At 71.8% G+C, this 12,483-nt stretch carries 10 protein-coding genes; 8 read left to right on the top strand and 2 right to left on the bottom strand.

Annotated features, from left to right (window positions below):
• Nucleotides 1–2: 2 nt before the first annotated feature.
• Genes fdrA through RAMLITH_RS21140 form a run of 8 tightly spaced genes read left to right on the top strand, consistent with a single transcriptional unit; the run spans nt 3 to nt 8,176 of the window.
• Nucleotides 3–1,520 (top strand): acyl-CoA synthetase FdrA, encoded by a 1,518-nt coding sequence (gene fdrA, locus RAMLITH_RS21170; protein ID WP_168109441.1) that lies wholly within the window; start codon nt 3–5, stop codon nt 1,518–1,520.
• Nucleotides 1,520–1,735, top strand: coding sequence for a hypothetical protein (locus RAMLITH_RS25505; protein ID WP_181017808.1), 216 nt, complete (start codon nt 1,520–1,522; stop codon nt 1,733–1,735). Before fdrA ends, RAMLITH_RS25505 begins: the two co-directional genes overlap by 1 nt.
• The gene (locus tag RAMLITH_RS21165) at nt 1,732–2,976 is read left to right on the top strand and encodes a YlbE family protein (protein ID WP_181017807.1); all 1,245 of its coding nucleotides are present in this window, start codon (nt 1,732–1,734) and stop codon (nt 2,974–2,976) included. The genes RAMLITH_RS25505 and RAMLITH_RS21165 overlap by 4 nt, the downstream gene beginning before the upstream one ends.
• A 13-nt stretch (nt 2,977–2,989) precedes the next feature.
• Complete coding sequence (locus RAMLITH_RS21160) at nt 2,990–4,321, top strand: amidase (RefSeq protein ID WP_168109440.1); 1,332 nt, start codon at nt 2,990–2,992, stop codon at nt 4,319–4,321.
• Nucleotides 4,318–4,830 (top strand): ureidoglycolate lyase, encoded by a 513-nt coding sequence (locus tag RAMLITH_RS21155; RefSeq protein ID WP_168109439.1) that lies wholly within the window; start codon nt 4,318–4,320, stop codon nt 4,828–4,830. Before RAMLITH_RS21160 ends, RAMLITH_RS21155 begins: the two co-directional genes overlap by 4 nt.
• Nucleotides 4,827–5,843: a carbamate kinase gene (locus tag RAMLITH_RS21150; RefSeq protein ID WP_168109438.1), complete on the top strand. Its 1,017-nt coding sequence runs from the start codon at nt 4,827–4,829 to the stop codon at nt 5,841–5,843. The genes RAMLITH_RS21155 and RAMLITH_RS21150 overlap by 4 nt, the downstream gene beginning before the upstream one ends.
• Nucleotides 5,844–5,846: 3 nt before the next feature.
• A complete protein-coding gene (locus RAMLITH_RS21145) occupies nt 5,847–6,734 on the top strand; it encodes an oxamate carbamoyltransferase subunit AllH family protein (protein WP_168109437.1) in 888 nt (295 codons plus the stop codon).
• A 35-nt stretch (nt 6,735–6,769) separates the two neighbouring features.
• Nucleotides 6,770–8,176 (top strand): amidase, encoded by a 1,407-nt coding sequence (locus RAMLITH_RS21140; protein ID WP_168109436.1) that lies wholly within the window; start codon nt 6,770–6,772, stop codon nt 8,174–8,176.
• Here the strand turns inward: RAMLITH_RS21140 and RAMLITH_RS21135 are convergent.
• Nucleotides 8,131–11,340: an efflux RND transporter permease subunit gene (locus RAMLITH_RS21135; protein WP_168109435.1), complete on the bottom strand. Its 3,210-nt coding sequence runs from the start codon at nt 11,338–11,340 to the stop codon at nt 8,131–8,133. The genes RAMLITH_RS21140 and RAMLITH_RS21135 overlap by 46 nt on opposite strands.
• 2 nt (nt 11,341–11,342) lie before the next feature.
• Nucleotides 11,343–12,467, bottom strand: a complete 1,125-nt coding sequence (locus RAMLITH_RS21130) for an efflux RND transporter periplasmic adaptor subunit (protein ID WP_168109434.1) — start codon at nt 12,465–12,467, stop codon at nt 11,343–11,345.
• Nucleotides 12,468–12,483 lie beyond the last annotated feature (16 nt).

Below are 12,483 nucleotides of genomic sequence, written 5' to 3'. Positions count from 1 at the left end.
CAATGAAGTTGTACACGGAAGTCCTGGCATCAACCTACCAGGACTCGGTGATCCTCATGCGCATTTCCGGCCAGGTGCGCCAGCATCCCGGCGTGCGCGAGGTCGCCTTGTTCATGGGGACGCCCGCCAACCAGGCGCTGCTGCAGCAGGCGGGGCTGGCGACCGAGGCGGCGCGGCAGGCCGGGCCCAACGACCTGATCGTCACGGTGCAGGCCGCGAGCGACGAAGAGGCCGCCGGCGCCGTCGCCGCCATCAAGGAGATGCTGCAGGCCACCCGCAAGGCGGTAGAGAGCGCCGCGGAGTTCCGGCCGCGCTCGCTGGACTCGGCATTGCGGCAGATGCCCGATGCCAACCTGGTCGCCATCTCGCTGCCCGGCGCCTACGTGCGCCACGAAGCGATGGCGGCGCTGCGGCGCAACCTGAACCTGTTCATCTTCAGCGACAACGTGCCGCTGGAAGACGAGATCGCGCTGAAGCAGGAGGCGGTTGCGCGCGGACTGTTCTGCATGGGTCCGGACCAGGGTACGGCGTACCTGGGCGGCACCGGGATCGGGTTTGCGAATCTCGTGGCGCGCGGGCGCATCGGGTGCGTCTCGGCGTCGGGCACCGGCCTGCAGACCGTCGCCGCGCGGCTGGACGCGCTCGGCGAAGGCATCTCGCACGGGATCGGGGTCGGCGGCCGCGACCTTTCAAAGGCGGTGGGCGGCGCGATGACCTTGTTCGCCCTCGACGCACTGGCGGCGGATCCGGGGACCGAAGCGATCGTGCTGGTCTCCAAGCCGCCGCATCCGTCGGTGCTGGCGCGCATCGAGGCGAAGCTGGACGCGCTGCGCAAGCCGGCCGTGGTCTGCTGCATAGGCACCGGGCCGCGCGTCAGTGGCCGCACCGTGTGGGTCGAGACGCTGGACCAGGCGGCCGACGCCGCGGTGGCCCTGCTCGCGCGCCAGCCGTTCAAGGCGGGCGTCCTGACCGATCCGGCGGCGGTCCGGGGGGCCGTCGCGCGGGCCGGCGGCGAGACCGCCGGCAAGACCATCGTGGGACTCTACACCGGCGGCACGCTGGCGTACGAAACGGGCCACCTGCTGCGATCGGCCTGCGGTACGGACCATCCGCACCGGGTACTGGACCTCGGCGACGACGAATACACCGTCGGCCGTCCGCACCCCATGATCGACCCGGCCGTTCGCACCGACAAGATCCTGGAGGCGGCGCGCGACCCGCGGGTCGGCGTGCTGCTGGTGGACCTGGTCCTGGGGCAGGGCGCGCACGAGAACCCGGCCGAGCCGCTCGCCGCCGCCGTGCTCCAGGCCCGCGACGTCGCCGCTGCCGAGGGACGGGGACTCGCATGCGTCGCGTCGATTCTCGGTACCGCACGGGATCCGCAGGACCTTGCCGCGCAGCGCGCCACGCTCGAGGCGGCGGGCATCTCCGTGCTCGCCACCAATTCCGATGCGGCGCGCTGTGCCGCCATGCTGGTGCGGCCGCCGTTGCGGGCGCAATGGCTCACCGAGGAGGCGTGATGCTGCCGATCCTTCTGCAGGACCCGCCGCGGGTCGTCAACATCGGGCTGGCCGGTTTCGCCGCCGACCTGCGCGCGCAAGGCGTCGCGGTGGTCGAGGTCGACTGGCGGCCTCCCGCGGGCGGCAACGTCCGCCTCGCCGCGCTGCTGGCGCAGCTGGAAGACGAGCCCGAACCGATTCCCCAGACCACGCCGAACGACCGGAGCACCAGATGAGCATCAGGACCGCCAACGAGGAATGCCTGCGCCGCATCCAGCAGGGCGCGGCCGTGTGGACCGGCGTGCGCCAGGCGCGCGAAGTCGTTCCCGGCATGGATGAACACACCGTGCTGCACGCGGGGCCGCCGGTCGCCTGGGCACAGATGTGCGGCCCGATGCGCGGCGCCATCATCGGCGCCAGCATGTTCGAGGGCTGGGCGAAGACACCCGAGGAGGCGGTGGCGCTCGCCGAGCGCGGCGCGCTGCGTTTCGACTCCGGGCACCACCACCATTGCATCGGCCCCATGTCGGGGATCATCACGCCGTCGATGCAGGTCAACGTCGTGCGCAACGAGCCGTTCGGCGTCGACACCTATTCGACGCTGTACATGGGCATCGGGAAGGTGCTGCGCCACGGAGCCTATGACGAAACCGTGATGGCGAAGTTGCGCTGGATGAACCACGAGCTCGCGCCGATGCTCGCGGCCGCCCTGCAGGAAGCCGGCGGCATCGACATCAAGGCCATCGTCGCGCAGGCGGTGCAGATGGGCGACGAGATGCACAACCGCAACAAGGCGAGCAATCCGCTGTTGCTGGCCCGGCTCGCGCCGCACCTGGTGTCGGTGGCCGAACGGGCCGACGCGATCCGCGCGCTGAAGTTCATCGACGAGGCCGGCCACTTCATCCTCAACATGGTCATGGCCGGGTGCAAGGGCATTCTCGATGCGGCCAGCGGCATAGACGATTGCACGCTGGTGACGGCGATCGCCCGCAACGGGCACGAGACCGGCATCCGCGTGAGCGGCCTGGGCGACCGCTGGTTCACGGCGCCGGCGCCGATGATCGAAGGCGTCTACTTCCCCGGCTTCGGGCCGCAGGACGCCAATCCCGACCTCGGGGACTCGGCGATCACCGAGACCATCGGGCTCGGCTCGCTGGCGATGGCGGGCGCGCCGGCCGTCGTCGAATACGTGGGCGGCACGCCGCAGTTCGCGCTGGAGACCACGATGAAGATGTACGAGATCACCGCCGGCGAGAACCAGGCGTTCAAGCTGCCGTCGCTCAACTTCCGCGGCACGCCGCTGGGCATCGACATCCGCAAGGTCGTGCAGACCGGCATCACGCCGGTGATCAACACCGGCATCGCCTGCCGCCGTCCCGGCGTCGGCCAGATCGGCGCTGGGCTGACGGCGGTGCCGATGGCGTGCTTCGAGCAGGCGCTCGAAGCGTTCGCGGCCCAGCGCGCCGTCGCTGCTTGAGGAAGCGGCGGCAATGCGTCCCAACGAGATGACCGCCAGCTCCGCCGCCGAAGCGATCCGCCGCGGCGAACTGACGTCCGAGCAACTCGTCGCCGGCTGCCTGGAGCGCATCGCCGAGGTGGAGGCGCGGGTCGGTGCCTGGACCTGGCTCGATCCGGACCACGCGCTCGCCCAGGCCCGCGCTGCCGACGCGCGCCAGCGCGCCGGGGCGGCGCTCGGCGCGCTGCACGGCATTCCGGTCGGCATCAAGGACATCTTCGACACGGCCGACATGCCCACCGAGGACGGAACGGTGCTGCACGCCGGCCGCCGTCCCGCCGCGGACGCCACGGCCGTCGCCCTGCTGCGCGCGGCTGGCGCCGTGATCATGGGCAAGACGGTCACCGCCGAACTGGCGGTGTACGCGCCGGGCAAGACGACCAATCCGCACGATCCGCGGCGCACGCCGGGCGGCTCGTCCAGTGGCTCGGCGGCGGCCGTCGCGGCCAACATGGTCCCGCTGGCGATCGGCACGCAGACCAACGGCTCCGTCCTGCGACCCGCGTCCTATTGCGGCGTGCATGGATTCAAGCCTTCGCATGGTTCCATCTCGCGGCACGGCGTCCTCAAGCAGTCGCTGGCGCTCGATCATGTGGGCGTCTTCGCGCGCAGCGTCGACGACGTCGCGCTGATCGCCCGAGAGCTGCTGGTGCACGACGGGAAGGACCCCGACGTGCCGCCGCACACGAGCCTGGCGCTGGACGACTGGCGCTTCGCGGGCGGTCGCCCGCCCCGCATCGCCTTCGTCAGGACGCCGCAGTGGCCGCAGGCGAGCGGCGCGACGCAGGACGCATTCGCATCGCTCGCCGCGCAGTGGAGCGATTTCGCGCACGAGGTCGAACTGCCGCGCGAGTTCGGATCGGCCGTGCAATGGCATCGCACCATCATGGAGACCGATCTGGCGAGCAGCTTCGCCGCCGAGTACGCCAGCGGCAAGGACCGGCTCAGTTCCGCGCTGCGCGAGATGATCGAGCGCGGGCAGCGCCACCTTGCCGTCGACTACAGCCGCGCGCTCGACGGCGTCGCGGCCCTGCGGCTGGCGCTGGCCCGCCTGTTTTCGGAATGGGACGCCGTGCTGACGCCGGCCACCCAGGGCGTGGCGCCGCTGGGGCTCGAATCCACCGGCAGCCCGATGTTCTGCACGATCTGGACCTTGTGCGGGGTGCCGGCCATCAGCCTGCCGATGCTGCGCGGCGAGGACGGCATGCCGCTCGGCGCACAGCTCGTGGCCGCCAGGGGCGATGACGCCAACCTGCTGCGGATCGCGAAATGGCTGGAGCAGCGCCGCGAAGGAGCCAGGCCATGACCGTCTTGCCGCAAGCCGGGACGACCGTCGAGATCATCGCCGAGCCGCTGACCGAGCGAGCGTTCGCGCCATTCGGCCAGGTCATCGCCGGCACCGGCGACGGCGCCGGGCGCCGCCCGTTCCTCGCGCGCATGCACAACGGCCGTACGCAGGCGCAGCCCAACCTGACGTGGATGCGGATCGCACCGCAGCCCTTGCCGGTCACCGTGACGGCCCTGGAGCGGCATCCGCATTCCAACCAGACGTTCGTGCCGATGAACGGAACCCGGCAACTGGTCGTGGTCTGTCCGTCGGACGCGCACGGCGCGCCGCTGCCGGCTCAGGCGCGGGCCTTCGTCGCCTCGGGCAGCCAGGGCGTCAACTACGACGCCAACGTCTGGCACGCGCCACGCGTGGCACTGTGCGCGCCCGGCGAGTTCGCGATGTTCCGCTGGGACGACGGCGGCGGCGAGGACACGGAGCTGATCGAACTGCAGGTGCCGTTCGTCGTCACGGGGGTGGCCGCATGAGGAATCCGGTCGACATTCCGCGCCGGCTGATCGTCGCCGTCGGCGGCAACGCGCTCGACGCCAACGGCAGCGACGACTCGCCCCAGGGCCAGCGGATCATCGCCGCGCAGACGGCCAGGGCGATGCTGCCGCTGCTGCTCCTGGACAACCAGCTCGTCATCACCCATGGCAACGGCCCGCAGGTGGGCAAGCTGCTGCTGGCCAACGCGATCGCGCGCGAACGCGTCACGCCGCAGTCGCTGGACATCCTGGTGGCGCAGACGCAGGGTGCCACGGCCTACATCCTGTCGCAGGCCTTCGAGAACGCGTTGCGCGAGGCCGGCAGCCCGCGCCACGTGGTCGGCCTGGTGACGCAGGTGGAGGTCGACCCGCACGATCCCGCCTTCGGCAACCCGACCAAGCCGGTCGGCCCGTTCTTCACCGAGCGCGAGGCCAGGGCGCTGGCCGACGAACTGGGCGTCTCGGTGCGGGAGGACTCGGGCCGCGGCTGGCGCTACGTGGTGCCATCGCCGTACCCGATGCACATCTGCGACATCTCTCTGGTGGAGGCGCTGATGTGCCTGCGCACGGTCGTGATCGCCGGCGGCGGCGGCGGGATTCCGGTGGTGCGCGACGAACAGGGGCGCCGGCACGGCGTCGAGGCCGTGATCGACAAGGACCTCACCACGGCCGCCATGGCCAACGTGCTGGGCATCCGCGACATGATGATCCTGACGGCGGTGCCGCGGGTCGCGATCGACTTCGGCAAGCCGAGCCAGCAGGAACTGTCGCGCGTCTCGCTGTCGCAGATGCGGCGCTACCAGGCCGAAGGCCAGTTCCCGGCCGGCAGCATGGGTCCCAAGGTGCAGGCGGCCATCCACTTCCTCGAAGGCGGCGGGCGGCGCGCCATCATCACCAGCCTGGAGTCGGCGGTGCCGGCGCTGCGCGGCGAAACCGGCACCCACATCGTGGCCGATGCCGACCTGGAGGAAGCCGTGCCCGCCGACCGGCGCAACGCGGCGGGCGTGGCTTAGCTCATGCCCTCCTTGCGCGCCGCGTCGATCGATGCCGAGGGCTACGCCCGTTGGCGCCGGCTCGCCGCGCGCGCGACGGTGCACAGCGTCTTCGAGCGGGTCGTCAACCTGCAGTCCGCGGGCGGCGACCTGTTCACCGTTGCCGCGGCGGGCGTCGACGACGCTCCCGACACGGCCGTCGCCGACGGGCCGCTGGCCGTCGCCGGAGTGGCGCCGGGCGACCTCGTCCAGGCCGGCGCCGACCGGCTGACCATAGCCGGCGCAATCGACATGGCGCTCGGCGGCGCACGATCCTGGCGCGCCGTGCTGCCGGCCTACCCCGCGCACGAAGGACGGCTGCGACGCAACCTCGACCTCGTGCAGCAGGTGCTCGCGCAGCGCTGGCTGCACGGTGCCTGCACCTCGGCGCTGGGCCGGGAACTCGACGCGCTGCTGGCGCATCGCCGCGACTTGCTGTGCGCGGCACTTGCCGCCGGCGACCTCGATGCGGCATGCCGGCACGGCCAGGCCATGGTGGGACTCGGACCGGGCCTGACGCCGTCGGGCGACGATTTCCTCGCCGGGCTGATGGCGGTGCTGCGCCTGCCCGGCGGCCCCGGCATGGCCCTGCGCGACGTCGGGGTGCGAATGGTCCACGGCGCCGAACGCCGCACCAACGCGATCAGCGTGGCGATGCTGCGCGCGGCCAGCGAGGGGCGCGTGCGCGACTGCGTGATCGTGCTGCTGCGCGAGCTGGTGGTGGGCGATCCGCACGGGTTGGACGGCGCGCTGGCCAGCGTGCTGGCGATCGGCTCCACCTCCGGCAGCGACCTGGCGGCCGGCATCGTCGCCGCCTTCGACGTGCAGCTGCAGCTGGCCGGCGCCGTGCAATCGGCCATCGTCGCCGCCTGAAATCTCCCGGCCGCGGGCCGTGGAACAATCGGTGCATGAAGGACGGCAGCGTGTGGCAGCTCGACGCCGTGGAGATGGTGCGGCGTTTCCGCGTCGGCGAGCTCACGCCGGCGGCGGTGGCGCAGGCGTGCCTCGCCCGCCTCGATGCCGTCAACCCGCGGCTCAATGCCGTCGTGGCCCGCCGCGACGAGCAGTTCCTCGCCGAGGCGCAGGCGTCCACCCGGCGCCACGCCCGCGGGGAGCCGCTCTCCGCGCTCGATGGCGTGCCGCTCACCGTCAAGGACAGCCTGTTCGCCTGTGACCTGCCCACGACCTGGGGCTCGCCGGCGCTGCGCGGCTTTCGCGGCGCGGGCGAGGAACTGGCGGTGGTGCGCGCCCGCGCCGGCGGCGCCCTGGTGCTGGGCAAGACCAACGTGCCCGAGTTCGCGCTGGAGGGCTACACCGCCAATTCCTTGTTCGGCACGACGCGCAATCCCTGGAACCTCGCGCTCACGCCGGGCGGCTCCAGCGGAGGTGCGGTCGCCGCCGTCGCCGCCGGGATCGCGCCGCTCGCGGTGGGCCAGGACGGCGGCGGCTCGATCCGCCGGCCGGCGTCGCACACCGGGCTGGTGGGCCTGAAGCCGTCGCTCGGCGCCGTGCCACGCCATGGCACGCTGCCCAGCCTGCTGCTCGATTTCGAGGTGATCGGGCCGATCGCCCGCACCGTCGCCGGCACCCGGCTGCTGTTCGACGCGATCCGCGGTCCGGAGCCGGTCGATCGCTGCCCGCTGGTTGTGGCACCCGCGCCCGCTGCGCCGCGCCGCTTCGTGCCTCGCCGCATCCTGTACGTGGAGCGGCTCGGCGATGCGCCGCTCGATCCGCAGGTTGCCGCCAGCGTCGCTGCCGCGGCGGCGCGCATCGAGGCGCTGGGCCACCGCGTGGACAGCGGTCCACTGCCCCTCGACGTGGCGTTCCTGGAGCAGGAGTGGCCGTGCGTCGCGGAGGCCGGGCTGGCGCGGCTGTTCGAGGACCATCCCGAGTGGGAGCGGGAAGCCTCGGAGAAATACCGCGAGATGGCCGCGCGCGGCCGCAGCGTGCCGGCGGGGCGCGTGGAAGGCATCGGCCGCCTGGTAGCCCGGCTCAGGCGCGACGCGGCCTCGCTGTTCGAGCGCCACGACATCGTGCTGATGCCGGCCGCGGCGGCACTGCCGTGGCGCGCGGAGCTCGCGTACCCCGAATTCATCGCCGGCCGCGCCGCCGGACCGCGCGGCCACGCCGTCTACACCGGCTGGGTGAATGCCGCCGGCCTGCCGGCGCTGGCGCTGCCTTGCGACCCTTCGTCCGAAGGCTTGCCGATCGGCCTGCAGCTGATCGGCGCGCACGGCGCCGACGACGAACTGCTGGACCTCGGCGAAGCCTACGAAGCCGCCTGGCCCTGGGCCGACCGCTGGCCGGATCTCTGACCGGCCCCTGTCAGGGCGCGGTACAGCCCGCGCACCATCGTCAGCGCCAGCACGGCTTCGGCGGCGGTCTGCATGAATGCCACGATCGGATTGCCCGTGGCCATCCGCCGCCGGAACTTCGCGAACATGCGGTCGCGCGCGATCTCGATGCTGTCGTAGAACGCCGGCACCACCAGCAGCGTGAGCAGCGTCGCCGTGATCGTGCCGCCGATGATGGCGATGGCCAGCGGCCGGTAGAACTCGCCGCCTTCGCCCAGCCCCACCGCCACCGGCACCATGCCGGCGATCAGGGCGAAGGTCGTCATCAGGATCGGCCGCAGCCGCGCCCGGCCGGCCTCCATCAGCGCTGCCTCGCGGTCCATGCCTTGCGCCTCGCGCCTGCGGGCGGCGTCCAGCAGCAGGATCGCGTTCTTGGCCACCAGCCCCATCAGCATGATCACGCCGATGAAGCTCATGAGGTTGAGCGTGCCGCCGGTCACCAGCAGCGCCAGCACGACGCCGATCAGGCTCAGGGGCAGCGACAGCATCACCGCCATGGGCGCGGTGAACGAGCCGAACTGCACCACCAGGATCAGGTACATCAGCAGCACGCCCATCACCAGCGCCGTGGTCATGGCGCCGAACACTTCCTTCTGGTCCTTGCCGGCGCCGCCCAGCTCCACGCCGTAGCCGGGCGGGAACTCCATCTGCTTCGCGAGCTTCAGGGCATCGGCCGTCACCTCGCCCGAGGAGCGGCCCTGCGCGTTGGCCGACACGGCGATCATCCGCTTGCCGCCCAGGTGCTGGATCTGCGCCGGCCCTTCGCCCATCGTCACCGTCGCCACCTGGCTCAGCGGCACCACCATGCCGGCGCCGCCCACCGCGATCGGCAGCCGCTCGATGTTGCCGGCGTCCACCCGGTCGTCGGGATGCAGCCGCACCGCGACGTCGCGCGCCTCGCCCGTGGGGTCGACCCAGTCGCCCACCTCCACGCCGGCGAACGCGACGCGCAGCGCCTGCGCGGTGTCGTTGACCGAGATGCCCAGCGCGCTGGCCAGGCCGCGATGCAATTCGATCTGCAGTTCCTCCTTGGGCGCCTGCTCCGACAAGCCGACGTCGACGGCGCCGGGCACCTTGCGCAACCGATCCATGTATTCGTTGGTGATCGCGAGCAGCTTGCGCGCCTCGAGCCCGTAGAACTGGATCTGCACCGGCTTGCGCGCGCCGTTGTTCAGGTCGTCCAGCACCACGTATTCGGCGCCGACCAGCCGCGCCATGAGCCCGCGCAGTTCCACCGCGATCTCGCTGGCCGAGCGCCGCCGCTCGGTGCTCTTGCCCAGGTCGACGTAGACGCGGCCGCCGCCGGGATTGACCAGGCTGTTGGTGGCCTTGGTCTCCGGCAGCGTGCGCGCCAGCTCCGCCGCCTTCTCGATCTTCAGGCGGCTGTACGCCAGGCTGGCGGAGGAGGGCGTGCGCACCTCGATCGCCACCATGCCGGCGTCCTGCTTGGGCAGGAAGCTCGAGCCGCCGAAGAAGTGGTGCAGCGCGATGGCGCCGGCCAGGCTGCCCACCGCGGCCAGCGCCATCCAGCGGCGGTGGTGCAAGGCCCACGCGATCACGGAGCCGTAGCGGTCCGCCTGGTGGTCGAACCAGGCATTGAAGCGCTGGAGCAGGTGGCTCAGCCCCTTGCGCTCGCGGCCATGGTGGCCCGCCGGGTCGCCCCAGTACGCCGACAGCATCGGGTCGAGCGTGAAGGAGATGTACAAGCTCACCAGCACCGAACAGGCCACCGTCAGCGCGAATGGCCGGAACCACTCGCCGGCCACGTCCGGCATGAAGGCGACCGGGATGAAGATCGCCACGATCGAGAAGGTGGTGGCCGCCACGGCCAGGCCGATCTCCGCGGTGCCCTTGCTCGCTGCCGTGATCCGGTCCGCGCCGGCCTCCAGGTGGCGGACGATGTTCTCGCGCACCACGATGGCGTCGTCGATCAGCACCCCGATCGCCAGCGACAGACCCAGCAGCGTCATCAGGTTCAGCGTGAAGCCGCACAGCCACACCGCGATGAAGGCCGTGATCGCCGACGTCGGCAGGCTCAGCGCCGTGATGAGTGTCGAGCGCCAGGAGTTGAGGAACACGTAGACGACGAAGATCGTCAGCGCCGCCCCCAGCGTCAGGGCGTGGATCACGTTGTCCAGGTTGGCCTTGGCGTCCAGCCCGCCGTCGCGCGTGATCTCCAGTTTCGTGCCGGGCGGCAGCGTGGTGTTGACCTCGGCCACCAGCTTGCGCACGCGCTCCGCGACGCTCACGGTGCTCGCCTCGCGCGCCTTGGTCACAGCCAGCGAGACGTTGGGATGCGCGTTGCGCACGCTGAAGCTCTGCAGCTCCGCGAACCCGTCGGCGGTGCCGGCGAGCTGGCCAAGGCGCACGACCTCGTCGCCGCTGCGCCTGACGATGATCTGCGCGAAATCGGCCGGCGCTTCGATCCGGCCGACCAGCCGGATGTTCTGGTCGTGCAGCGGCCCGACGATGCGACCCACCGGTGCCGTCGTGTTCTGGCTGCGCACCGCGGCCACCACTTCGGCGACCGACACGTTGTACTGGCGCAGCCGGTCGGCGCGCAGCAGCACGCTCAGCTCGCGCTTGAGCGCACCCGTCACCGTGACCTGCGACACGCCGTCGACGCCGCGGAACTTGTCGGCCAGCACGTCCTCGGCCAGCCGCGAGATCTCGGCGTGGCCCTGCGAGGTGGACGACAGCGCGAGGTCCATGATCGGGTAGGCGCCCGGATCGCGCCGGCGGATCACCGGCTCGCGCATTTCCACCGGCAGCTTGTAGCGCACGGTGCTGATCGCGCCGCGCACCTCGTCGGCCGCTTCCACCAGGTTCTTGCGGAAGGTGAACACGATCACGATAGCCGCGCTGCTGTCCTTGGCCGTGGAGCGGATTTCGTACACGCCCGAGATGCTTTGCAGCGGCTTCTCGATCCGGTTGATGATCTCGCGCTCCACGGTCTCCGGCGACGCACCCGGGTAGGGGATCTCGATCGCCAGCACCGGCTGGTCGACGTCGGGAATCTCGTTGACGCGCAGCTTGGTGAGCGCGAGCAGGCCCAGGCCCATCAGGCCGAGGATGATCACCACCGTGGCGACCGGGCGCTTGATGCTGAAGTCGGAAAGGAACATGGTCAGGGCTTCGCCGGAGGCTGGCTCGCGGCGGCGGAGGCAGCGGGTGCGGCTTCCTCGACGGCCTGGCCGTCGCGCAAGCTGCCCATCGGATGGCGCAGCAGGCGGTCGCCCTCGGCCAGGCCGGCGCGCACCACGTGGTCGCCGCGCCGCGGGTCGCGCTCGCCCAGCGTCACCGCTACCTTGCGCAGCGCCTTGCCGTCCAGCCGCCAGGCGAACGCGCGGTCGCCTTCGCGGACGATCGCCGAGGCCGGGACCAGCAGCGCCTGGGCGCTCGCGGACTCGACCCGGCCTTCCGCATAGAGCCCGGCCAGGCGCGGCGAGGCGTCGCCGGTGATGTCCACCAGCACTTCCACCTGCCGCGTCGCCGCGTTGGCGGTGGGGCTCACCAGCCGCACGCGCCCGGCGAATTCCTGCCGGCCGTAGCCGTTCACGCGGAAATTCACCGCCTGTCCGGGGCGGATAGCCTGCACCGCGTCCGACGAGACCAGCCCCTCGAACCGCAGGCTGCGCGGGTCGATCACCTTGAGCAGTTCCTTGCCGACCTGCGCCGTGTCGCCGGCCGACACCTTGCGCTCGCCGACGATGCCATCGAACGGCGCGCGCGCCTCGGTGCGCTGCAATTGCTGGCGCGCCTGCACCACGCGCGCCTTCGCCGCCGACAGGTCGCTCTGCGTGCTGTTGCGGCGGATCTCGGCGTCCTCCAGGGCCTGCGCCGAGGCCATGCCGGAGGCGCGCAAGGTCTGCAGCCGCTGGAACTGCCGGCCGGCCTGCTCGAACGCCTGGGCCGCCGCGCGCTCGGCCTCCTGCGCCGACAGCAGGGCGTCGCGGATCGAGGTGTCGTCCAGGCGCACCAGCACCTCGCCGCGGCGCACGGGCTGGCCGTTTTCCTTGAGCACCGCCAGCACCACCGAGGACACTTCGGCGCGCAGGTCGGCCCTGCGATCCGGCTGGATCGAGCCGGTGATCAACGGACCGGACGCCAGCGGCGCGACCTTCAGGGTGATCACGTCTTCCGCGGCGATCAGCAGCGGCGCTGCCGGCGCGGCCGCGGGCGCGCCGGCCGGGGCGCGGCCGCAGCCCGCGAGCAACAGGAAAAGCCCCAGCAGGGGCAACAGGATGCGCATGGGAGTCCCTTCTGCC

It is taken from the genome of Ramlibacter lithotrophicus (assembly GCF_012184415.1).
Classification (GTDB): domain Bacteria; phylum Pseudomonadota; class Gammaproteobacteria; order Burkholderiales; family Burkholderiaceae_C; genus Ramlibacter; species Ramlibacter lithotrophicus.
The sequence above is the reverse complement of the archived record's forward strand: the minus strand, read 5'-3'. Positions and strand labels throughout refer to the sequence as shown.